Source organism: Pseudomonas duriflava, assembly GCF_007830155.1.
In the GTDB taxonomy this organism is placed as follows: domain Bacteria; phylum Pseudomonadota; class Gammaproteobacteria; order Pseudomonadales; family Pseudomonadaceae; genus Chryseomonas; species Chryseomonas duriflava.
Window position 1 is genome coordinate 349,149 of the sequence record NZ_VLKY01000001.1, and the last position, 24,359, is coordinate 373,507.

Here is a 24,359-nt window from a genome sequence, read left to right on the forward strand (position 1 = left end):
CCTTTGCAGTTCATCGTTCATCACGAGGCACCCTATGCAGGACGCAGTTCCACTGACGCCGGGTTTCATGATCGTTCACGGCAATCGGTTGGAAGATCTTCGCAGTCTGGCGGTGAGCTGGATGCGTAGTTACCCGCTATCGCCCCTGGAAAATGAAAATATCCTGGTTCAAAGCAACGGCATCGCCCAATGGCTCAAGCTGGCCCTGGCGGAAGATCCGCGAGAGGACGGCGAGGGCGGCTGCGGTATTGCTGCGGCCCTCGATGTGCAGTTGCCGTCGGCATTTCTCTGGCGCGTATACAGGCAGGTGCTTGGCCGGGATACCGTACCGGAGTCCTCTCCACTGGATCGCACACCGCTGATCTGGCGTCTGATGCGTTTGTTGCCCGGCCTGTTGCACAAGCCAAGCTTCGCTTCGCTGCGCCGTTTCCTCGATGATGATAGCGACATGCGCAAACGCTATCAGCTGGCCGAACGGCTGGCTGATCTGTATGACCAGTACCAGGTCTACCGGGCGGACTGGCTGGAGGATTGGGCCAGCGGCAAGGATCAGCTGAACAAGCTGCGCGACGGCGCTGTCTCGATCCCTGAAGCCTGCCAGTGGCAGGCAGAGCTGTGGCGCGCCTTGCTGGACGACGTGGGTGATGACGGCATGGAAGAGAGCCGGGCCGGCGTGCATCAGCGCTTTATTACCCATATGAAAACGGTAGAAGAGGCTCCAGCCCGGCTGCCTCGTCGCGTCGTTGTATTTGGGATTTCCTCGATTCCGGCACAAACGCTGGAAGCCTTGGCCGCACTGGCTCGGTTCAGTCAGGTTCTTTTGTGTGTGCATAACCCGTGTCGGCACCACTGGGGCGATATCGTGGCAGACAAGGACCTGCTCAAACACGAGTATCGTCGTCATCTGCGCAAGCCCGGCATGCCTATGCAGATCGATCCTGACCAGTTGCATCAGCATGGCCATCCTTTACTGGCCAGTTGGGGCAAGCAGGGCCGCGACTACATTAACCTGCTGGACAGCTTTGACGAGCCGAATGGTTATCGAAGCCTGTTTGCGGACGTGAACGGTGGCCGTATCGACCTGTTCGACGAGGTCGAGCCCGCCCACATGCTGGCGCAGTTGCAGGACGACATCCTCAACCTGCGTCCGTTGAACGAAACCCGGGAGACCTGGCCTGAGGTCGACCCGGCGCAGGATGCCTCCATCCGCTTCCACATCGCGCACAGCCCGCAGCGGGAGGTGGAGATTCTGCACGATCAACTCCTGGCGCGGTTCTCGAAAGATCCTACGCTGCGCCCGCGCGACATCATCGTTATGGTGCCGGATATCGACGCCTATGCGCCGCATATTCGCGCTGTATTCGGGCAGCTGGATACCCATGACTCTCGTTTCATTCCCTTTACGTTGGCCGACCAGGGCCAGCGCGGTCGCGACCCGCTGCTGATCGCGCTTGAACACCTGTTGCGCCTGCCGGAGAGCCGTTTCTCGGTTAGTGAAATCCTGGACCTGCTGGACGTTCCAGCCCTACGGAAGCGCTTTGGCCTGGACGATAGCGACCTCACCACCTTGCATCGCTGGATCGAGGGCGCGGGTATCCGGTGGGGCCTGGATGCACGGCAGCGTGCTCGCCTGGATCTGCCGGATGATCTCAACCAGAACACCTGGCGGTTCGGCCTGCGCCGCATGTTGCTGGGCTATGCCGTAGGGCGCGGCGTGGCGCGGGATGAGATCGAACCGTTCGATGAAATCGGTGGCCTGGACGCGGCGTTGGTTGGCCCTCTTGTTACCCTGATGGACGCGCTGGACCGAGCCCATGACGAACTTGGCCAGCCTGCCAGCCCGCCGGTATGGGGTGATCGTCTGCAAAGCATTTTGCGAACGTTCTTTCTTGCCACTAACGAGCGTGACGAATACCTGCTTGGCCAACTGGAGCAACTGCGTGAAACCTGGCTTGATACCTGCGAGGCGGTTCAACTGGCCGATGAGCTGCCGCTGACCGTGGTACGCGAGGCCTGGCTGGCCGGTTTGGACGAAGGCAAGCTGTCCCAACGGTTCCTGGCCGGTGCGGTGAATTTCTGTACCCTCATGCCGATGCGGGCGATTCCGTTTCGTATGGTGTGTCTGCTTGGCATGAATGACGGCGATTATCCCCGCGCTCAGGCACCGTTCGACTTCGACCTCATGGGCAAGGATTATCGTCCCGGTGACCGTTCACGGCGCGAAGATGATCGCTACCTGCTTTTAGAGGCGCTGTTGTCCGCCCGCGATTATCTGTACATGAGCTGGATTGGCCGCAGCATTCGCGACAATAGCGAACGTCCGGCTTCGGTTCTGCTCGGCCAGCTGCGTGATCATCTGGCGGCAGGCTGGAAGCTCAAGGGCGGCGGCAAGCTGCTTCATGCATTAACGCAGGAGCACCCACTGCAACCCTTCAGTATTCGCTATTTCCAGGGCGATCCGGCGCTGTTCAGCTATGCCCGTGAATGGTTGGCGCTACATGAGACACCGCGCGAAATGGACGAGGAGGCAAAGCTGCCGCCTCATCAACAGGACGAGCCGCTTAGCCTTCATCAGCTTCAGGATTTCCTGCGTCATCCGGCTCGGCACTTCTTCACCCAGCGGCTTAAGGTTCATTTCGACGAGGTGGAGATTCCAGCGCAAAATGCCGAGCCGTTCGTGCTGGACGGGTTTACCCGCTATGCCCTGAGCGAAAGCCTGCTTGATGCCGCCCTGAAAGCCATGGATAACCCCGAAGACGCCCTGCGTGCACAAGCTCAACGCCTGCAGCGCAGCGGCCTGTTGCCTCTGGCGGGATTTGGCGAGCTCTTGCAGGCAGAGCTGATCCAGCCGATGCCTGATCTGGTCAACCGCTTGAGCGGTCTGCTGGTCGCCTGGCCGGAAGAAATTGCCTCGGCGCAGGCGCTTCACTTCGAACATGAGGGCTTGCGTCTGGAAGGGTGGCTGGAGCAATTGCGCGGCCGTTCGGATGGTAGCCTGATCGCTATTACGCCGCTTCCCAACGATATTGGTAAGGACAAGGCCCGCAAATGGTATCGCTTGATCCGGCCATGGATCGTGCATCTTACGGCGTCCGCCTGCGGTATTCCCTTGACCACTGCCCTGGTGGCAACTGATGAAACCCTGCTGCTGGCGCCGCTGGATGCTGGCCAGGTCGAGAAAACATTGCGTCATCTCCTGACCTCCTGGCAGGCCGGCATGCGCTATCCGCTGCCGGTTGCGGTGAAAACGGCTTTTGCCTGGCTGAGTGCGGGAAATGATCCCGGTAAGGCCGAAGCGGCTGCCCTCAAAGCCTATGAGGGCGACGGAGTGAACAGCTTTGGGGAGCGCGCCGAGAGCCCTGCATTGCTCAGGCACTATCCTGATTTCAGTGCGCTCATGGCCAGCGAAGAGTTCGAAGGGTGGTGCGATACGTTGTACCGTCCCTTGTTCGAGGCCGGCTGGGAAGCTGTGCCCGCTTCAGTTCCGGCGCAAGGAGCCACTGCATGAGTCCGCTACATGAAAAACCGCTCGCCCTGCGTTTTCCCCTGCGTGGCAGCCAGCTGATCGAGGCCAGCGCCGGTACCGGCAAGACCTTTACCATCTCGGCGCTCTATGTGCGTTTGATCCTGGGACATGGTGGCGAAGCCGGATTTGGCCAGGAATTGTTGCCGCCCCAGATCCTGGTGGTGACCTTTACCGACGCCGCGACCCGTGAACTGCGTGATCGCATCCGTGCGCGGCTGTTCGAGGCGGCTTGCTATTTCCGTAACGAGATCGAGGCGCCTGACCCCTTGATCGCCATGTTGCGTCAGGATTTTCCAGAAACGCAGTGGCCCGGTTGTGCACGCAAGCTGGACATGGCCGCCCAGTGGATGGATGAGGCGGCCGTTTCCACTATTCATAGCTGGTGCCAGCGCATGCTGCGCGAGCACGCCTTCGACAGCGGCAGCCTGTTCAGCCAGACGCTGGAAACCGATCACAGCGAGTTGGTTGCCGAAGTAGTGCGGGATTACTGGCGGCGCTTCTGCTACGCCCTGAGCGGCGAGGCGTTGGCCTGGGTACGTGAGCACTGGGTCAGCCCTGAGCATCTGGCTCGTGCGGTGCAGGACTTGATCCAGGCGGAAACCCAAGGGGTCGAGGATGTCGAGCCGGGGAGCCTGATTGATGAGTGTTTGCGGCGCAAACGTGAACTACTGAAACAGTTGAAGGCACCCTGGGCGGCCTGGGCCGAGGAACTACGGATGCTGTGCGACGACGCATGCGCACGTAAGGCTGTTGATGGCCGCAAGTTCCGGGCACAGTGGTACAACCCGTGGTGCGACAAGCTCATCGCCTGGGCACAGGATGAAGCCGCCGAGGTGCTGGATCTAGGCAGCGGGTTTGACCGTTTGACATCGAACGGTTTGGCGGAGATATGGAAAACCGGCTCGCCTCCCGAGCATCCTGCCCTGCAAGCCATGGGCGAGCTGAAAACCACGCTGGACAGCCTGCCTCGGCCTGACGTCGAGCTGCTGCAACATGCAGCGCACTGGATCAAACAGCGCTTTATTCTGGAGAAACGTCGACGGGCTGAGATGGGGTTCGACGACCTGCTGGCGCGCCTGGATGTTGCCTTGCAGAGCGACGGTGCCGGTGAACGGCTCGCCGAAGTAATCCGCGAGCAGTTCCCGGTCGCCCTGATTGACGAATTCCAGGATACCGACCCGGTGCAATACCGCATCTTCGAGACGATCTACCGTATTAGGGATAACGACCCGAAGACAGGCCTGTTTCTTATCGGCGACCCCAAGCAGGCGATTTATGCCTTCCGGGGCGCGGATATCTACACCTATCTCAAGGCACGGTTTGCCACTGAAGGACGGCTGCATACGCTGGATACAAACTATCGTTCCAGCGAAGCCATGGTCGCCGCCGTCAATCAGGTATTCCAGCAGGCCGAAGTACACGAAGAAGGCCGGGGCGCCTTCATGTTCCGCCGCGATGGTAGCAACCCGTTGCCGTTCCATGCGGTCAGGGCACAGGGCCGTAAGGAGCGGCTAGTGGTTGACGGGCAGGGCGTAGCGGCTCTGACCGTATGGCATTTGGCAGGCAGCGAGCCGGTCTCTGGAACAACCTATCGTCAGCAACTAGCGGAGACGGGGGCGAGCGAGATTGTTCGGCTACTTAACCTTGGACAGCAGGGCAAGGCGGGCTTTGAACATCCTGAAAAGGGCTTCCAGGCCTTGCAACCAGCCGATATTGCGGTGCTGGTCCGGGATGGCAACGAGGCGCAGGCGATTCGTGCACAACTGGCTGCACGCGGCGTACGTAGCGTTTATCTTTCGGACAAGGACTCGGTGTTCAACGCCCAGGAGGCGCACTGTCTCCTGGCTTGGCTGCGTGCGTGTGCCGAGCCGGACGTGGACCGTATCCTGCGGGCGGGGCTGGCCAGTATTACCCTGAATCTGCCGCTGGCCGAGCTCGACCGACTCAATCACGACGAACATGCCTGGGAAACTCGCGTCATGCAGTTCCGTGGATACCGGAGCCTCTGGCGTACCCAGGGCGTGCTGCCCATGCTGCGTCGGTTGCTGCACGATTTCCAGCTACCGCAAACCCTGATGGCGCGTGTCGATGGCGAGCGTGTGCTGACCAATCTTCTGCATCTGGCCGAGCTGCTGCAACAGGCCGCTGCCGAGCTGGATGGCGAACAGGCCTTGATCCGTTATCTGGCCGAACACCTTACCGAAGGCCGCGCAGCGGAAGAGCAGATCCTGCGCCTGGAAAGCGACGAGGCTCTGGTAAAGGTCGTGACCATCCATAAATCCAAAGGGCTTGAATACCCCCTGGTGTTCCTGCCCTTCATCTGCTCGTTCCGCCCGGTGGATGGCAGCCGGATTCCGGTGCGCTATCACGATGACGAGGGCAACGCGAAGATGACCCTCACCCCGGATGTCTCGGTGATCGAACGCGCCGATGAGGAGCGGCTCGCCGAAGACCTGCGCCTGCTCTATGTGGCGCTGACTCGTGCCCAGCATGCCTGCTGGATGGGCGTGGCGGACCTCAAGCGGGGCAACAACAAGGCTTCAACCTTTCACCGCTGTGCGCTGGGGTATCTCACCACGGGGGGGAACTGCCTGCCATCCTCCGGTGTGCTGGAAGGTATGTTAAAGACGGTAGCCGGCGGCTCTCCGACCATTGTTATCCAGCCTCGGCCTGAAGCAACCAATGACGTGTTTCAGCCTCGCCGCGAGCAGCAGCCTGAGCGTAAGGCGCTGGAGCCGGCCCGTACAGTGGCCGAGCACTGGTGGATCGCCTCCTACAGTGCGCTACGGATCGGCGAACCCACGGAAGATATTGGCGAGGCCCTGCGGCACACGGATCTCTCGCCAGAGAACCCCGAGGCGCAAAAGCTGTTTGACGACGATCGTCTGCCGGAGGCGGCAGAATTTCCGGCGGCAGCCAGTGGCGCCGATCTGCATCGCTTTCCTCGTGGCCCGGGGCCGGGCACCTTTCTGCATGGCCTTCTCGAATGGGCCGGTCAAGAAGGTTTCGCCTCAGTGGCAGAGCAACCCGTGCTGATTGAGGACGCTATCGCCCGTCGCTGCAACCGGCGCGGCTGGGAGGGCTGGATAGTCACATTGACCGATTGGCTGAAAGGCCTGCTCACGACACGCCTGCCTTTGGGCGATTCAGGCGATGTGCTATGCCTGGCGGAGCTCGGGCAGTATCAGATCGAAATGGAGTTCTGGTTCTCGGCGCGGCAAATGCAGGCAAGCCGCCTGGATACTTTGGTCAGTCGTCATGTGTTGAGCGGGCTGCCGCGCCCGCCGGTCGAGCCGAGTCTGCTCAACGGCATGTTCAAGGGCTTCATTGATTTGGTGTTCGAGTATCAAGGTCGCTATTACGTGGCCGATTACAAATCTAACTGGCTTGGCGCCGACGATGCGGCCTATACCCCGGCGGCCATGGCGGCGTCCGTGCTGGAAAGCCGCTATGACCTTCAGTATGTGCTGTACCTGCTGGCCCTGCACCGTCAACTCAAGGCGCGCCTGCCCGATTATGACTACGACCGGCACATGGGGGGCGCCTGCTACCTGTTCCTGCGAGGAGCGCGTGCTGCCAGTCAAGGCGTGTTCTTTGACCGTCCGCCCCGAATCCTGATCGAGACGCTTGATCATCACTTTCAAGGAAACCCTCAGCCCATGGAGGCTAACGCATGAGTCTGGAGCAGTTGTCGCTCTTCGATATGAGCACTGCCGACGAGCCGGCCCCAATCTCTGCACCTGTGTCGGTAGGGTTCGCACCGCTGGACACGATGGCAGACCTGTTCCTGCTCCTGGACCGCTGGGTCGAGCGCGGCTGGCTGCGGCCGCTGGATCGGGCCTTTGTGGCTTTCCTGTATGAGTTGGACGGGCAGAGCGCCCCCTGTGTGATGCTGGCCGCGGCATTGACCAGCCACCAACTCGGGCATGGGCATGTTTGCCTGGACCTGGCGGAAACCTTGAGCAATCCAGACATGGCCCTGTCCTTGCCGCCGGAAGGGGATGAAGATCGACTCTCCATGCTGCTGCCCTCGGATGTACTGCGTGCCCTTTCGGTCGAGTATTGGTGCGCTGCGCTGGCGGCCAGCCCGGTCGTGGCCGAGGGGATGGAGGATGACTGTCCGCTAGTGCTGGAGGGGCAGCGGCTCTACCTGCGACGTTACTGGACCTACGAGCGCTGCGTACGGGAATCGTTGCGCTTGCGCCTGAACTTTCAAGGGCAGGTGGCAGATGATTTGTCACTGCAACTGTCTACCTTGTTTCCCGAGCCGCCCGTCATCGACGGCCAAAGCGTTACAGACTGGCAGAAGCTTGCCTGCGCTTTGGCTGCACGTGGTGCGTTCAGCATCATCACGGGCGGCCCTGGCACCGGCAAGACCACAACGGTAGTCCGCCTCCTGGCTTTGTTGCAGACACCCGCGGTTGAGAACGGTCGGCCGATTCGTATTCGTCTGGCTGCTCCGACGGGTAAGGCGGCTGCGCGGCTGACCGAGTCCATTGGCCAGCAGGTCAAGTCGTTGGCCGTCAGCGAGGCCGTTCGCCCCCATATTCCAGTAGATGTCACCACTGTGCACCGCTTGTTGGGCAGCCGTCCCGACACTCGCCATTTCCGCCACCATGCCGGCAATCCCTTGCCCCTAGACGTGTTGGTGGTTGACGAAGCCTCGATGATCGACTTGGAAATGATGGCTTGTCTGCTGGATGCGCTACCGCGCCATGCTCGGCTGATCCTGTTGGGCGATAAAGACCAGCTGGCCTCGGTAGAGGCGGGTGCGGTATTGGGCGATCTGTGTCGCGATGCCGAACGGGGCTATTACACCGCCCAGACCCAGGCGTGGCTCGAATCGGTCTGCGGACATGGGCTGCATCAGGAGAGCCTTGAGGCCGGTCATCCCGAGCGGCATGCGCTGGCCCAACAAGTAGTAATGCTGCGGCATTCGCGGCGCTTTGGGTCCGGGAGCGGTATCGGTCAGCTGGCGCGGCGGGTCAATGCCCAAGACGCCGCGGGGGCACGTGAGTTACTGGTCTCCAAGTGTTACCCCGACCTTTTCAATCTGCGCCTGCGAGACCAGGATGACAAAGCGCTAGAGCGTTTGGTACTGGAGGGTCATTCTGACAAGGGCCCTCAGGGGTACCGGCATTACCTAAGTATTATCCAAGAGCAGCGGCCAAGTTACGATCAGCCTCTGGATCACCCCGCCTGGGAGGCATGGGCACAGCAAATTTTGAAGGCGTTCGACGATTTCCAGCTGTTGTGCGCCGTGCGCAAGGGCGTTTGGGGGGTAGAAGGGCTCAACCAGCGCATTGCCAAGTCTCTGCTGGCAGCCGGGCTGATCAGTCATGATCAGGGGTGGTACGAAGGAAGGCCGGTACTGGTTACCAAGAACGATTACAGCCTGAACCTTATGAATGGCGACATTGGCATTGCCCTGTGCCTGCCGGACGCCGCCAGCCGTACCGGCAAGGCGATTCGCGTAGCGTTTCCGCGTAACGATGGCAGCGGCACTCTGCGGTTTATCCTGCCGAGCCGTCTCTCGGCAGTAGAAACCGTTTTTGCCATGACGGTACACAAGTCCCAGGGGTCTGAGTTTGCTCATACGGCCTTGATCCTGCCGGAAACATTGAGTCCGGTTTTGACCAAGGAGCTGATCTACACCGGCATTACCCGGGCCCGTCAGTGGTTCAGCCTGATCGAGTCCCGGGCAGGTGTGTTCGAGGAGGCCGTCTTGCGCAAGGTGCGGCGGTTGAGTGGCCTGATGTTGAACTGATTCTGGCTTGCCCCCTGAAAGCCTGCCCTGTGGGCTTTCAGGCAAATACTCTATGACCCTGCTTACCGATAAGCGGTATGCAAGTTTGCTATTGGCGAGCCGATAGTCTGAACGTCACCCTACAACCAATCTTTTGGTTATCGAAATAATTATTGTCTCGCTAATCAATTATGGATTGCGCTTTATTTAGGGCGTAGGTGGCCGTTATTAACAAATGCTGGTTAAGGATAGTGGCATTCGGCCATAAGCTGGCAAGTCGGGACCCTTCTATGAATTTTCGTAACCTTAAAATTGCCCACCGTGCATCATTAAGCTTTGCCGCTATTACTGTGCTGGTAGTGCTATTGGGCATGTTTTCGTTCATTGAGCTACGTGAGCTGCGCCATTCGGAGCAAGAGCTCGAACTAGATTGGCTACCCAGCATCCAGTCTTCCAGCGACATCAACCAACACCTTCAAACCATTCGAATCGAAGGCCTGCGGATTCTGGCTACGCCCAATAGCCCGGAGCAGAACATCATGCTTCAGCGCACTGCCGACGCTCGCCGCGATATGTTGAAAGAGGCGGCGTACTATCGCCAGGCGTTGGTGAGTTCGGCTGAAGAGGCACGTCTGTTCGAGCAGCTCGAAAATGCCATGAAAGCCTATCTGGATGGTCTGGATATACTGCTTCGGTTGGATGCTCAAGAGCAGACCGCTGCCGCTCTGGAATGGGCCAACGATGGATTGCACGACCGGGCCGACGCCTTCCTGGTAGCGCTGAAGACTTTACAGGCCATGAACGATGAAGGGGCAAGGCAGTCGGGTCTCCAGGCCGAGCATACGTATGCCAGCAGCCTCAAGTTTATTGCCGGCATCGTAATCATCGCGGTGGTGCTGACCGTTCTGTTCGCCTGGATACTTACCCATAGTATTGTGACGCCAATTGCGGCCTCGGTAAAAGCGGCCGAAGCCATTGCTGCCGGTGATCTGACTCAACCGATTGCCGATAAAGGGCGCGACGAAGCGGCACAACTGATGACCGCCTTGCAGACCATGCAGCGTAATCTGCGCGATACCTTGCAGCAGATCTCTGATTCATCTATCCAGCTCGCTTCCGCCTCAGAAGAAATGAGTGCCCTGATGGAAGAAGGTAGCCGGGGCTTGCAAAAGCAGAATAGTGAAATTGATCAGGCCGCCACTGCCGTGACAGAGATGAGCGCGGCTGTGGATGAGGTGGCACGAAATGCAGTCGCTGCTTTCGACGCGGCACGGCAATCCAACCAGGCGGCTACAGTGGGCAAGCAGCGAGTAGACGAAACGTTAGGGGCCATGCATCAGTTGACCGACCAGGTAGAACAGACTTCCTTACGGATTCAGGGTCTGGCTGCACAATCGCAGGATATCAACAAGGTGCTCGGCGTAATCAGTGCGATTGCTGCACAAACCAATCTGCTGGCCCTAAATGCCGCCATCGAGGCGGCGCGAGCGGGTGAGCAAGGGCGAGGATTTGCCGTCGTGGCCGATGAGGTACGTGCACTGGCCCATCGTACTCAGACCTCGACACTGGAAGTTGAGCAAATGATTTCCGCAATTCAAAAGGGAACCGAAGAAGCGGCCGCGTCTATGGCATGCAGCCGCGAGCAGGCAGTAACCACGCAAAAGGTGGCGGATCAGGCAGGACGGGCATTGCACGAAATTACCCTATCGGTCAGTCAGATCGACGAACGTACCCAGCAAATTGCCGCCGCGTCTGAAGAACAGGCCAGCGTAGCCGCTGAAGTGGACCGTAATCTGGTTCATATTCGTGATCTAGCTATCCAGAGCGCCGCGGGTGCTCATGAAACATCAGTTGCCAGCAGCGAGTTGGCGGATTTGGCCGTCACGCTTAATAACCTTGTGCAGCGGTTCAAGGTTTAACGGTAGAGAAACCGGAGGGTAAATCTATCCTCCGGCTCGTCTTAAAGCATCCGGCTTGGCACACCGAGACTGGACGGCTGTCGGTAGCAGTCATAAGGTGCGAGCTTCGATGTATGTGTCTCGAGGCCGGCAATGGATTCACTCACTTTGTTCTCCCTGCTTTTACCCTTGGCTGCCCTGGTGGGCTGGGGAGCAACCGCCGCCTGGCTGGTGCGTCAGCAGCAAAACCTGCAAACCCGCCTGCAGGAAGCGCAGGAGCTAATCGAGGCTGAACGCAGCGAGGCGCAGCGGTTGGAGGTCGCCCACAGCCGGCAGGCAGTTGAGCTCGACGCCGAGCGGGACCGGAGCGATCAGCTTCGTGAGCAGCTTGAAGCATTCAGACAAGGCGAAGCCGACTTGCGTCAGCAGGCACGTCAGGCGCAACAGGACATGTCCGACCATCGAGCGGCTGCCGAGGCGGCAAAGGCGCAACTGCATGGACTACAGCAGCAGCTCCAGGAGCTGCGTACTCAGCATGAGCGCGAGCGGCAAATCTCCCGAGAGATACAGGCTCGCCATGCTCAGTTGGTTGAAGAGCACGCTACGCTGCGCACGACGCTGGAGCAGAAAGAGCAACATTTTCTCGAACAAAGTCAGCTGCTGCGGGAAAGTCGCGAACAGCTCAAGCTTGAGTTCGAACAGCTGGCCGGCCAGATTTTCGAGGCCAAGGGGCATACCTTTTCCCAGCACAGCCAGCAATCGCTGGATGCCTTGCTCAAGCCGTTCCGCGAGCAGATCGAAGCCTTTCGCCATAAGGTCGAGGATATCCATCACAAGGACACGCAACAGCAGGCTGCGCTGGCCCAGCAGCTCTTCGACCTGAAAGAGCTCAATCGACAGATTACTCAAGAAGCCCATGAGCTGGCCACTGCGCTCAAGGGGCAGAAAAAGACGCAGGGTAATTGGGGAGAGCTGATTCTTGAAAATGTACTGGAGCGCTCCGGTCTGCGTTTGGGCACCGATTTCGTTCGCGAGGCCAGCTTTACCACCGAGACGGGGCGCCGCCGTCCCGACGTACTGGTCTATCTGCCGCAGAGCAAGCATCTGATCATCGACGCCAAGGTTTCGCTCAACGCCTATACCCGCTATATCAATAGCGAGGATGAAGCCGAGCGGCGAATAGCCCTTGCCGAGCATGTCCAGGCGATGGGTGATCGTATCCGCGAGCTGTCGGACCGGGAATACTTTAAGTTACCCGGATTGAACACACCAGAAATGGTATTCATGTTCGTCCCCATCGAGTCGGCCTTTGTCGAGGCGCTCAAAGCGGACGAGACTCTATTCCAACGTGCCATCGAACAGAACGTTCTGGTAGCGACCCCAACCACGTTGTTGACCAGTCTCAACATTGTGCGTCAACTCTGGCGCTTTGAGGATCAGAGCCGCCATACCGCTGAATTGGCTGACCGTGCCAGTAGGGTCTATGACAAGCTGCGTACCTTCCTGGGCAGCATGGACGGTATCGGCAAGAGCCTGGAAAAAGCACAAGAGGCCTATCACAAGGCCTGTGGCCAGTTGATGAGCGGGCAGGGTAATCTGGTAAAGCAGGTCAACGACTTCAAGGAGTTAGGCGTGGCGGTCAAGGCAGAAATTGAAGGCCAATGGACCGAGCGGGCGGCACTGGAACTCAATCTGGTCAGCCTGGACGGCGAGAGAGGCCATACAGCCTCTGAATCTGCTGCCAACTCGTGACGCAGGTAATGCGTGTAACGGTATCGTCCTGATCCAGGACTTATCCTTAAGCCTGCTATAGCCGAGTAAACAGAAAAAAAGCCTGCCACCGTTAGGGAGCAGGCTTTTTTGTTGGCATGTGGCGAACGCTCTACATGTTTATTCGAGGGTCCAGCCACTCATGGCTGCATTTTGTGCAGGCTCATGATCGCCTGCCAATGCGCGGTTCAAAGCTTTAACGGCTTCGGTGCCACCTTGAGCGGCCAGGGCTTCCATGACCTCTTCCCCGGGAAGGGTTTCACGCTCCAGCAGACCATCCGTGATGCGGTCGAGAGCGGGACGCAGCCGTTGCAGCAGGTTCATACACTGATCGTTCAGACGATGCAGTAACTGATCAGCTGCCTCGATAGAGGCCTGGGCATCGAAGTCCAGGTGTGCTTCACGAAGCGCCTGCAAGCTCAACAACGAGCGATTTGGACCCATGCCCAGCGAGGCGACCATCGACAAGGCCAGCTTGGAGGCTTCCTGCAGATCCTGGGCAGCCCCGGACGATACCTCATTAAAGTACAACTGCTCGGCACAGCGGCCGGCCAGCAGCATTTGGATACGCGCTTTCAACTCGGATTCCAGATGCAGACGCTTGTCTTCTACCGGCGTAACCAGCGTGACGCCTAATGCCTGACCGCGCGGCAGAATGGTGACCTTTTCCACACGCCCTACACTCAGTGCGGCAGCGACCAGAGCATGGCCAGCCTCGTGCACAGCGATGCGTGTACGCTCAGTGGCGCTGAGCGGCGTAACGGCAGTCGGCTGTTCACCGATCCGGCATGTCTCGATGGCATCCACGAAATGGCTCATGGCAACCTGCTTGCAGTTTTCGCGTGCGGCCAGTAAGGCGGCATGATTCACGATATAAGCGATGGCTGCCGGGGTCAGGCCAACGGTATTACGGGACAGTGCCTGGAAATCCAGATCACCTTCAACCTGAACCTTTTTGGCATACAGACGGAATAGGGCGGCACGGTCTTCCAGTGTCGGCAGGCCTACGGCAATGGTCCGGTCAAAGCGGCCTTCACGAACCAGGGCCGGGTCGAGCGAATTAGCAAAGTTGGTAGCCCCTACAACCAGCACACCGCTGGAGCCGTCGAAGCCGTCCATTTCTGTCAGGAATTGGTTGATGATCCGGTTGGCTTCAGCATCACTCGAACGAGACTGTTCAGCCCGTTTGCCAATGCCATCAATCTCATCGATGAAAATAATGCAGGGCGCCTTTTTCCGGGCGGTACGGAACAGGGATTTAACCTTCTGAATGCCCACGCCAAAGAACATTGAGGAGAAATCGCTACCGGTCACCTGAATGAAGTGCGCATTGCACTCGGTCGCCAGCGCCTTGGCCAGCTGGGTCTTGCCGGTGCCGGGCTCTCCGGTCAGCAGGACGCCTTTAGGCGGACGGGCGCCCAAGGCGGCAAAAGCCTTGGGATTACGCAAACAGGTAGTGATGTCTTCCAATGCCCGCTTGGCTTCATGGGCGCCAACGACATCATCAAACGAGACATTAGTGCCCTTGCGCTGAATCTTGAACGGGCTCATGGCACGAAACGCCAGCGGCACGATCAGGAGTAACAGAAGCAGGTAGCCCGGCAGGTTAGTCAGCAATCCCTCGACGAACGGATTCTTGCCAGAGGACTCGGCGAAGGTAGCCACTGGAAACAGTGCCTCACCCTGGCTTGAGTAGTCACGCAGGACCAGATCGCCCACGCGGCCGGAGGGGTCTGCCACCATATAGCGGGCCTGGCCTGTCGTAGTGATATAGACCGCTTCTTCACCAATAACGGCACCGGCAATGGTATGGGCACGCATGTCTTTGACCAGAACGGACAAATCCTGCGGATGAGCCGACCAGGATTCGGGCGCCGTGCGTACCGCTTCGAGCATCGCCTGTACAGAGCCGGGCGCAGCAGGAGCCGCTACGGTACGGTCCGACTGCCAGTACCAATAGGCCAGGCTACCCGCCAGTACGGCTACCAGGGCCAAGGCATAAAGAAGGGTAAAGCGATGCTTGCTGAAAGAAGATTTCTTCATGGGCATTTCCGGTGAGGCAAAACTTCAACGAGGCGCAAAGGCACCGCCGTTCATGAACTTGGGGATTATCGGCATGTGGCGCAGTGAGTGAACACAGCAACGGCGAAATACGATAGGTGGTGTGACCACTCGTCCAGTCAAGTTCTTGTTGGTCGGTTCGTTGTAACGGCCTTATGCAATTGTGTTCGGGGCGTATCCAAGCAAAACGTACTTTTACTGATTTGCTGTAATCAAAAATCATCACTAAACCGTCAATAAATACGTTTTATCGGCCCTACAGGACACTATGGAATAACCATGCCAACTCAAACACCTTTATTGGCTCAGGTTGATAACGCTTTGCTCGAGCGGATACGTAAGGCCAGGCATCTTGTGGTTTTCACAGGCGCTGGCGTTTCGGCGGAAAGTGGCATTCCTACCTTTCGTGACGCGCAGACGGGGTTATGGTCTCGCTTCGACGCCACGGAATTGGCTACACCTGAAGCCTTTCAGGCCGATCCAGCGTTGGTTTGGGGCTGGTACGAGTGGCGCCGGATGAAAGTGCTACAGGCGGAACCCAATTCCGGGCATTACGCCATTGCCCGGATGGAGCAGCACATACCCCAGGTTACGGTGATCACTCAGAATGTCGACGACCTTCATGAAAGGGCCGGTAGTCAGAACGTGCTGCACCTGCACGGCAGCCTGCACCAGCCGCGATGCTTTGATTGTGCTACACCGTATCAGCTCGATTCCGTTCCTACCGAACCCGAAGGCGGACGCCGCCTGCCACCGCCCCTATGTCCGGTGTGTGGAGGGGCTGTTCGGCCGGGAGTTGTCTGGTTTGGTGAGGCCTTGCCAACGACTGTTCTGCCGCAAGCATTCGAGGCCGCGGCCTCATGCGACGTTTTGTTGTCGGTAGGTACCTCGAGCTTGGTCCAGCCAGCCGCTCAGATTCCTTTTATTGCGCAGCAACATGGGGCTGCGGTGGCGCATATCAATACGCAGCCGATAATTTCGAAACATTCCGATGATTGGATGTTGCTGGGTGTGGCAAGTGTTCTATTACCTAAACTGGAAACACAGGCTTTTTCTAATATTCGACCATAATGAAATATCTGCTTAACACACGACTACGTTTAGTATTGTAAATGAGCATAACTAGAATAATGAAATCAAATGGCCACTATATACTTGTAAGAGTGCTATTAAATAAGCTCTGTGGCGGGCTTCTCAAATGTTTAAAGCGAAACGGATTATGGTCTTTTTTTATTGGTGATCGGTAAAACGTTGGATAGCCTTTTAATTGCACTAATAATCGAGGCTCGACTTTGAGTTCAGCAAATGCCGTCATGGCGACAGGCCGCCCCCCTTTTACTGTCAAGCTATTGACCAAAAATCAATTATTGGGGCAACTATTCCAGCATTTTCTCAACCAGCAGGCCGAATTCGAATTATGCGTAGATGACTTCAACGGATTGGACCGCTCAGTCGCTTCACTCTGGCTTCTTGATGTAGGCAGTGTTTCGTTAGAGCAATGCGTGGACTCACTCGATACGCTGATTCATCAGGCGCCGGTGGCGCTGGTCAATACGACGGATGAGCAGGCCCAGCAGCTGATGGAAAAGCACCCGGAAATCAAAGGGATATTCTATACCCATACATCACGGGAGCTGCTGTTGACTGGTATCCAGGCCATGCTTATGGGAAGAGATTGGCTGCCGCGTGACGTAATGGAGCGGCTTATTGCCCGCTTTCGTCGGCTACAGGCGTTGGAGGAGGCTGTAATCGACCTGACCGTGCGCGAGCGGGAAATCCTGTCATTGGTCGGCAAAGGTTATTCCAATGCCGAAATCGCCCATCATTTATGTTTGAGTACCCATACAGTTAAAAGTCATATCCATAACTTGTTACGCAAGATCGGTGCGTCCAATCGTGCCGAAGCGGCCTTGAAGTTTTATGAAAAGACCAAAGGCATATAAATCATGAAACGCTGGGGCATAGGGTTGTTAGGAGTAATGCTCTGTATATCGGCTCAAGCAAGTAATGGAGGAGAAGACGATATTCAGGGGCTTATTGTTGACAATACGATCTCACGCTTCGGGCATGACTTTTACCGTTATTTCAGCGATCGTCTAGTTGATACCACTCCTCTTGATTTCAACTTGGTAGTTAAAGAAAGGCCCTCGGCGCGGTGGGGAAGTTTGATATGGGTAGAACATAATCAGCGTCTCGTCTATCGCCAGTTTATACAACCCAACGTCATGGAGTTAAAGGGCATCGCGTATTCAGCGGCAGATCAAGTCAAGGACACTCTTGATAAACAAAAAATAGAAAATCTTCTGTATGACGCCTTCGACATGGACAGAGACGAGCTATGAAAAATAAAAGCGTATTACCTACGATATCCCTGGGGCTGTTATTGCTTGCCTCTGTCTCATCCTTGCAGGCGACCGAACTGGTCTATACGCCAATAAACCCTTCTTTTGGCGGAAGCCCTTTGAATGGCTCCTACCTGCTCGGCAATGCTCAGGCTCAGAACGATTACGATGACCCGGACGCCACGTCGAGTTCGTCCATGAGTACCCTGGAGCGCTTTACCAGCCAGCTGCAATCAAGTCTGTTGTCCCAGGTACTCACTAATGCCCGAAACGGCCAGGCGGGCAGCGTCACCACAGATGATTTCATCGTCAACATACTTAATGACGAGACGGGTGAGTTGGTTATCCATATTACGGATCGACTGACGGGAGAGGTATCCGAAATCGCCGTCAATGGCTTAGGCGCGACCTACTAAGAAGCAGCGTTTAAAGGAAAAGCTGTCATGAAACGATTAATGATGTCGTCAGCCGTGCTGTGCGCGCTGATAATGCAGGGATGTTCCGTACGTGACCCCATGCCCGCCGAGCAAAATGCGCAACCCACTCTGACACCTCGCGCCTCGACTTATTATGATTTGCTCAACCTGCCCGTTCCTCGTGGCAAGCTTGTTGCTGCTGTGTATGGGTTCCGAGACCAGAGCGGACAATACAAGCCTTCTCCCGCCAGCTCCTTTTCTACCGCCGTGACCCAGGGTGGCGCCAGTATGCTGGTAGACGCGCTGCAGGCCAGCGGTTGGTTTGTCGTGCTGGAGCGAGAAGGTCTGCAGAATGTTCTGACCGAGCGAAAGATCATCCGGGCTACTCAAAGCAAGCCCAACACGCCACAAAATATTCAAGCGCCGTTGCCATCCTTGCAGGCGGCTAACATCTTGCTGGAAGGCGGTATCGTTGCCTATGACACCAATATCCGCAGCGGCGGAGAGGGCGCCCGTTATTTGGGGATAGGCGCGTCCCAGGAATACCGGGTCGATCAGGTTACGGTGAACCTGCGAGCGATTGATGTGCGCGGTGGGCAAGTCCTGGCTAACGTCATGACGTCCAAAACGATTTTTTCGATTGGTCGTTCAGCAGATGTCTATAAATTCATTGAGTTCAAGAAGCTGCTTGAAGCCGAATCGGGTTACACCACCAACGAGCCAGCCCAGCTGTGCGTGCTGTCTGCCATCGAGTCCGCTGTGGCTCACCTGATCACCCAGGGTATTGAGCGGCGACTATGGGCTGCTGCAGACGGAAAAGCCTTGGAGAGCAATCCCGTCTTGGCAAAATATGTGACGGTAAGAACCAAGCCAGAATAGAAAAAGGGCTCTGAGGAGCCCTTTTTCATGCGAGGCCAATCGATTAATTAGGCCCAATCGCCGCGCAACTGGTGTTATCGACATACTTTTGCAGTGTTGGCCATTGCGGACGGTCCTGCCCATTGATGGGCTCGACTGCCAGCTTGTAATCAGCCCAGCCAGGACCTGCCGCCCAGTAGGTTGCTGGTATGCAGTTCTGCTTCAGGTAGGCCAGCATATTATCCATGATCACGTTCCAGCGAGGATCGTTATCGGGGATACCGAACTCACCAATAAAGCCGCGCTTGTTGTGCTTTTTCAGCCACTCTACGAAGGGCTTGACCCGGCTCACGCCGTACATAGGATCCAGTGTACTGACGTCGACCGCATCATACGTACCGCCTGCGTTTTCATCGAAGTAGGTGTGAGCGGAGAAGATGATGTTGTTGGCAGGATCTTTCAGGTTCAGAAGCGAGTCGTTCCAAAGCGCCCAGCGTGTCGCCTCGGCCCAGCCATTACCTTCTACGATGATGGGCTTGACCTTGTCGACGGTCCGCACGCCGTTGATGCCGTATTGGGCCGCGGTTGGCCAGTAATCCAGGGCGCCGTTAGGCTCGTTCATGATGTCATAGGCGTACAACGCCGGATGCTTGGCCCAGCGATAGGCGATGCGGTACATCACGTCCTGGTAGGCCGAGTAGGGGACGTTGGACGTACCGATGATCTCGCCACGGTAACGGGCATAGTTATGCAGGTCCAGAATGACCTTCACATTGTATTTTTGTGCGTAGTTGAGCGTCTGAGTGATCAAGCTTCCATAGTCCGGGTCCAGCATGTTGCCCAGTTTCGGCTGGATGCGCTCCCAGATAATGGGGAAGCGAACCAGGCGAATACCCTTGGCGCTCCACTGGTGAAAATGCGATTCGCTAGGAAAGATGTAGTTGCGGTTATTCATACCGGGCAATACATGTGCAGCAAAACCGGCTCCCGAAAAGTTCAGGCCAACCAGATCCACAGACGTGTCATTGCCATAGGCAGCTTGTTGAGACAGGCACGCTAGGGTGAGCGTGACGAGCAAGCCTTTGAGCATACCCTGGCGGGCAGACCGGTACTGGTTGGAAAAAAAAGCATGTTTCATGATGGATTTCCGTACTGCTTAATCGAAAGGATTCATGTAGGCCAGCATGTACAGGCAAGCCTGACGCGGTATAAGCGCACTCTCAAAGTGAGGTGCATGATGATTGTTGTAATGGGTGTATCGCTTTATACAGGCAGGAATTTAGGGCGGAAATAGGCTGAAAAGCGCATGCTAGAGCATCAAGATGCCAGCAGATGTCATTTTGATGTGACAAAAGTTAGCGTCATTAAAATGACGTATAAAATGTCTTCAAAAAATTGGCGTTGCTAAGTAAGTAAGGAAGCTGGCTATTTTGGCCAAAGGAGAAGCGTGTAAAAAAGCGGAGAAAATAGGTGTGGTTTTTTTGACAACAATTTGGCGTCAATTTTTATCGTAGAAAGTTCATTTTTAGGATGTAACTATTTGTTTCTAAAATCGTTTGGGTGACAAATGGTCATCAAGCCCGGCAGAAAACGCCGGGCCCGGTTCGCTGAATTCAATGTACTGACTGCACGCCCACCTTACTTAGGACGGCCAGGTTCTGCTTGAGCATGTCGTACGTTGTATTGGCCTGCTCATCCGTACTTAACAAGCCATCAAACAGGCTGGCAATCAGAACATTATCCCGCTGAGTAAAAATATTGATGAGTGTATCCGTCTGAGCAGTGGCGCTGCCTTTGGCTTCAAGATGCTCGACAAGAAGAGAAGCCAACAAGGCAACATAGCGTGCAGCCAATGGGTAGGCCTTCAAGAAGACACTGTAAGGCGCATCGATAAGGCTAGGCGAAAAACCTTTGGCCAGCCCGCGTTGCGCCGTTGCCGCGGCCAGATGAATCGCCGCGTCACGCTTCAGGGTGCCGCCCGTATCCTGTAGCGCCTTATTCATATGGGTAAGGATCGTTTTCAGAAATATCTTTCGGTTGGCGTGGTAATCGTCTTCGGTATCCAGCAGGTTGTCACGTATATGAGCCAGTTGTTTGGCTTCCGCCTCGCCATCCACATTTATGGCGGCGATAAAAGCGCGTGTCAGTGGGGCTGCCAGAATGCTTGGCTTGCGACCTTCCAGTTCGGCCTGGAGGATGGGGCCGCTGGAGTCGGAGAAGAAAATGCGATCCTTGTACTGTTTGAACAAGCCGTTACGAGCCAGGGTCCAGGTCTCGTTCTGAAACAGCTCTATGGCTGTACTGTCTGGGATGATGACACGGTTTTTAGTACGGGCGGACAGGTAGGCTTCCAGTTGGGAACTGGCAAAGGCGCTGCTGTCGATGACGAGGTAGCGATAGCTCACACGGTTTCCTTGATAGGCGGCCTGCCGTGGTTCGGCAGGCCCAAAAAAGAGGGGGCGGCTCAGAGTGAAAGCCGCATGGAAAGATCCAGCGCTTTTACGTCCTTTGTCAGTGTTCCAATAGAAATATAGTCCACCCCCGTCTCGGCGATAGGTCGTAGGGTGTCTTCGTTGATACCGCCAGACGCTTCCAGCTTGGTACGTCCGGCCGTCAGAGCCACAGCTTCGCGCATATCTTCAAGAGTGAAATTATCCAGCATGATGATCTCAGCTTGAGTGGCGAGGGCCTCGTCCAGTTGCTCCAGACTTTCCACTTCGATTTCTACGGGCTTGCCTGGGGCGATTCGGCGTGCGGTCTCGACTGCCTGAGCAATGCTTCCGCAGGCAGCAATATGGTTTTCCTTGATCAAAAAGGCGTCATACAGGCCGATCCGGTGATTGTGGCAGCCGCCACAGGTCACAGCATATTTCTGCGCCAGACGTAGCCCTGGTAGAGTTTTACGCGTATCAAGCAGGCGTACCGAAGTACCTTTGACCAGGCCTGCATAATAGCTGCACCGGGTGGCTGTGCCTGAGAGCAGCTGCAGGAAGTTGAGGGCGCTGCGCTCGCCGGTCAGCAGTGAGCGCGCCGGGCCTGTCAAAGTGAAAAGGATCTTGTCGGCACTGACGCGATCGCCATCTTTCACCCGCCACTCGACCTGAACGGAGGGATCGATCTGGCGAAATACCTCATTGACCCAGGCCGTACCGCACAGCGTGGCGTCTTCACGAGTAATGATCTGGGCGCGAGCCTGGCGCTCGGCCGGGATGAGCTGAGCGGTAATATCACCGCTGCCAATATCTTCTTCCAGAGCCTTGCGAACGTTGGCCTGGATTTCCGGCATCAGCTGTTCAAGAGAGGTGGCGTGCATGAAGGATCCTGGTGGCTGCATGACGACAGGCGAAAGGCAGGGTGTATGCGTAACGCGTATCGTCTGAACTGAATTCAGACCACCAGATTACCAGAGCTTTTCCAGATGGGAACGGTGCATGGCGGGCTGAAAGCCCGCCCACACTCATTCGATAGGCTCGTAGGGCAGGCCTACATAATTTTCGGCGATGGTTGTACGGCCGGCTTCGGAGCCGACGAAGTAGTCCAGCTCGGTCTGCTGAATGCGCCGGCCGAAATCGTCGGTATCAGGGAAACGGTGCAGCATGGAGGTCATCCACCAGGAGAAGCGCTCGGCTTTCCAGACGCGGCGCAGGCAAACCTCCGAATACTTCTGCAGCAGCTCCGTACGCCCTTTGCGATACACCTTGACCAAAATACGGTATAGCGTAGAAACATCGCTTGCTGCCAGGTTCAAGCCTTTGGCGCCGGTGGGCGGTACGATATGCGCCGCATCGCCAACCAGGAACAGGTGCCCGTACTGCATAGGCTCGACTACAAAACTGCGCAGCGGCGCGATGCTTTTTTCAATCGAAGGGCCAGTAATTAACTGATCAGCTGTTTCGGCGGGCAGGCGGCACTTGAGCTCTTCCCAGAAACGATCATCCGACCAATCTTCAACCTTCTCGTCGCTGGATACCTGTACGTAGTAACGGGTACGCGTCTTCGAACGCATGCTGCACAAGGCGAAGCCGCGATCATGGTTGGCGTAGATCAGCTCTTCATTAACGGGCGGGGTATCTGCCAGGATGCCGAGCCAGCCAAATGGGTAGACGCGTTCGAAGACCTTGATGACGTCTGCTGGAATCGATTGCCGGGAGATGCCGTGATAACCGTCGCAGCCGGCTACATAGTCACAATCCACGCGGACCGTTTCACCGTTTTTCTCAAAGGTCACGTAGGGCTTTTCGCCCTTGAGTTCATGGAGTTGAACATTATGAGCCTCATACACGCTTGGCGCCCCACAGGCTTTTCGGGCCTCCATCAGGTCGCGGGTGACTTCGGTCTGGCCGTAGATCATTACGGTCTTGCCACCAGTGAGCCCTTTGAGGTCGATGCGCTCCTTGCGGCCATCAAAGGCTATCTCGAAGCCATCATGTACCAGACCTTCACGATCCATGCGTTCGTTGACGCCCGCTTCGCGCAGCAGATCAACCATGCCTTGTTCAAGTACGCCAGCGCGAATGCGCCCAAGTACGTACTCGGGGGTCTGGCGTTCGAGGATAAGGGTTTCGATACCAGCCTTGTGCAGCAGCTGGCCCAGGAGGAGGCCGGACGGACCGGCACCAATAATGGCGACTTGTGTTTGCATGGTGCCTCTCGCTTATTGTCGCTCGCATCCGGAAGCAGGACATGCCGGTGAGCGTTGTTGTGTGCGTTTCCTGTATTTTTGGTTGATTGTCTTTTCACGAGAAGGCACTTTACGTCTCAGGTTCTGGACTTTTATAAACTCAAGGCTGCTAAAAGGGATTTCTTCTTGAAACCGCCTGCGCTTACGGTTCCGGTCTTTGTGCTGTATGGCGATCCGCTCGTATGGCCGACGCCCGATCTCCTGCATTGCGAGTCCATTCCTCAGCGCAGCCGGCTGCACCGCTGGGAAATCCAGCTGCACCGCCATGCTGATCTGGCGCAGCTCCTGTACGTACGCAAGGGCTGGGCAGAGTTGAATGTGGATGGCCAGCTGACAAGGGTAGAAGAGGCAGCCATCCAGGTCGTGCCCGCGCTCTGCATTCATGGCTTTCGCTTTTCGGAGAATATCGACGGGTTCGTTGTCACGCTGGCTATGCCACTGGTGGCACGACTACAGGAGCATCTAGGCGGGCAGAGTGCTGTGTTCAACGAGCCGGGCTTGTATCGAGTGGGGCAGGAGCGTCGCTATATCGATACCCTGTTTGCAGCGATCAACAACGAATACAACAGTGAGGCCCCTGCTCGTGACCTGCTGCTGCAATCGCTCATTGGAGTGCTGGCCGTCTGGCTGGGGCGACAGGTCATGGTGCGTGATGCCCAGGAGCGGCCTGAGCGCGGGCAGGCGTACCTGAGTCGCTTCGCCCAATTGGTAGAGGCGCATTTCACCCAGCATTGGGCTGTTGAGCGCTATGCCAGGCAGCTGGGCATCACCCCGGCCTACCTCAATGGCTTGTGCCGTCGTCTTCGTGGGCAAACGGCCCTTGGTGTCCTGCATCAGCGGCTATTGCTGGAGGCCAAGCGCAACCTGCTCTATACCGGGCTTACGGTGAACGAGATTGCCGACCTGCTGGGCTTTTCCGAGCCAGCGTATTTCACTCGTTTCTTCAAGCGTCTGGCGGGCGTGTCGCCTACGGCGTTTCGGCAGGCTTCGGCGCGAGGGTAGCTGGGCAGCTATTGGCTTCGAACCGGTCGGGCAAGTCGATACACTGCCGGTTCATTCTT

16 protein-coding genes are annotated in these 24,359 nt (G+C 57.0%); 11 read left to right on the forward strand and 5 right to left on the reverse strand.

Annotation, left to right across the window (positions count from 1 at the left end):
• Positions 1 to 34 precede the first annotated feature (34 nt).
• The 5 genes from recC (at position 35) to IQ22_RS01720 (ending at position 12,922) form a co-directional block, all read left to right on the forward strand.
• A complete protein-coding gene (gene recC / locus IQ22_RS01700; protein ID WP_145137092.1) occupies positions 35 to 3,508 on the forward strand; it encodes an exodeoxyribonuclease V subunit gamma in 3,474 nt (1,157 codons plus the stop codon).
• Positions 3,505 to 7,203: an exodeoxyribonuclease V subunit beta gene (gene recB / locus IQ22_RS01705; protein ID WP_145137095.1), complete on the forward strand. Its 3,699-nt coding sequence runs from the start codon at positions 3,505 to 3,507 to the stop codon at positions 7,201 to 7,203. The genes recC and recB overlap by 4 nt, the downstream gene beginning before the upstream one ends.
• Positions 7,200 to 9,293, forward strand: coding sequence for an exodeoxyribonuclease V subunit alpha (gene recD / locus IQ22_RS01710; protein ID WP_145137097.1), 2,094 nt, complete (start codon positions 7,200 to 7,202; stop codon positions 9,291 to 9,293). The genes recB and recD overlap by 4 nt, the downstream gene beginning before the upstream one ends.
• A gap of 269 nt (positions 9,294 to 9,562) precedes the next feature.
• Complete coding sequence (locus IQ22_RS24280; protein WP_145137100.1) at positions 9,563 to 11,191, forward strand: methyl-accepting chemotaxis protein; 1,629 nt, start codon at positions 9,563 to 9,565, stop codon at positions 11,189 to 11,191.
• A 132-nt stretch (positions 11,192 to 11,323) separates the two neighbouring features.
• Positions 11,324 to 12,922 carry a DNA recombination protein RmuC gene (locus IQ22_RS01720; protein ID WP_145137103.1) on the forward strand — a complete coding sequence of 533 codons (1,599 nt, stop codon included), beginning with the start codon at positions 11,324 to 11,326 and terminating at the stop codon, positions 12,920 to 12,922.
• A 138-nt stretch (positions 12,923 to 13,060) separates the two neighbouring features.
• Here IQ22_RS01720 and IQ22_RS01725 read toward each other — a convergent pair whose 3' ends face one another.
• Entirely contained in the window at positions 13,061 to 14,983 is a 1,923-nt protein-coding gene (locus IQ22_RS01725; RefSeq protein WP_145137107.1) for an AAA family ATPase, read from the reverse strand.
• A 297-nt stretch (positions 14,984 to 15,280) separates the two neighbouring features.
• Between IQ22_RS01725 and IQ22_RS01730 the strand changes: the two genes are divergently transcribed.
• The 5 genes from IQ22_RS01730 (at position 15,281) to IQ22_RS01750 (ending at position 18,638) form a co-directional block, all read left to right on the forward strand.
• A complete protein-coding gene (locus IQ22_RS01730; RefSeq protein ID WP_145137110.1) occupies positions 15,281 to 16,072 on the forward strand; it encodes an SIR2 family NAD-dependent protein deacylase in 792 nt (263 codons plus the stop codon).
• 242 nt (positions 16,073 to 16,314) lie between these two features.
• The gene (locus IQ22_RS01735) at positions 16,315 to 16,944 is read left to right on the forward strand and encodes a helix-turn-helix transcriptional regulator (protein WP_145137564.1); all 630 of its coding nucleotides are present in this window, start codon (positions 16,315 to 16,317) and stop codon (positions 16,942 to 16,944) included.
• Between the two features lie 3 nt (positions 16,945 to 16,947).
• The gene (csgE, locus tag IQ22_RS01740; protein WP_145137114.1) at positions 16,948 to 17,343 is read left to right on the forward strand and encodes a curli production assembly/transport protein CsgE; all 396 of its coding nucleotides are present in this window, start codon (positions 16,948 to 16,950) and stop codon (positions 17,341 to 17,343) included.
• A complete protein-coding gene (locus IQ22_RS01745; RefSeq protein WP_145137117.1) occupies positions 17,340 to 17,759 on the forward strand; it encodes a curli assembly protein CsgF in 420 nt (139 codons plus the stop codon). The genes csgE and IQ22_RS01745 overlap by 4 nt, the downstream gene beginning before the upstream one ends.
• 27 nt (positions 17,760 to 17,786) lie before the next feature.
• Positions 17,787 to 18,638 carry a CsgG/HfaB family protein gene (locus IQ22_RS01750; protein ID WP_145137120.1) on the forward strand — a complete coding sequence of 284 codons (852 nt, stop codon included), beginning with the start codon at positions 17,787 to 17,789 and terminating at the stop codon, positions 18,636 to 18,638.
• A 43-nt stretch (positions 18,639 to 18,681) separates the two neighbouring features.
• On the opposite strand, the gene IQ22_RS01755 is transcribed toward IQ22_RS01750, so the two are convergent.
• The 4 genes from IQ22_RS01755 to pobA form a co-directional block, all read right to left on the reverse strand.
• Positions 18,682 to 19,755: a glycoside hydrolase family 5 protein gene (locus IQ22_RS01755; protein ID WP_342212442.1), complete on the reverse strand. Its 1,074-nt coding sequence runs from the start codon at positions 19,753 to 19,755 to the stop codon at positions 18,682 to 18,684.
• Between the two features lie 475 nt (positions 19,756 to 20,230).
• Complete coding sequence (locus IQ22_RS01760; RefSeq protein ID WP_145137123.1) at positions 20,231 to 21,022, reverse strand: hypothetical protein; 792 nt, start codon at positions 21,020 to 21,022, stop codon at positions 20,231 to 20,233.
• A gap of 59 nt (positions 21,023 to 21,081) precedes the next feature.
• Positions 21,082 to 21,930: a carboxylating nicotinate-nucleotide diphosphorylase gene (gene nadC, locus IQ22_RS01765; protein WP_145137126.1), complete on the reverse strand. Its 849-nt coding sequence runs from the start codon at positions 21,928 to 21,930 to the stop codon at positions 21,082 to 21,084.
• Positions 21,931 to 22,074: 144 nt separating this feature from the next.
• Entirely contained in the window at positions 22,075 to 23,259 is a 1,185-nt protein-coding gene (pobA, locus tag IQ22_RS01770; RefSeq protein ID WP_145137129.1) for a 4-hydroxybenzoate 3-monooxygenase, read from the reverse strand.
• A gap of 165 nt (positions 23,260 to 23,424) precedes the next feature.
• Between pobA and IQ22_RS01775 the strand changes: the two genes are divergently transcribed.
• The gene (locus IQ22_RS01775) at positions 23,425 to 24,300 is read left to right on the forward strand and encodes a helix-turn-helix domain-containing protein (protein WP_145137131.1); all 876 of its coding nucleotides are present in this window, start codon (positions 23,425 to 23,427) and stop codon (positions 24,298 to 24,300) included.
• The last annotated feature ends 59 nt before the right edge of the window (positions 24,301 to 24,359 follow it).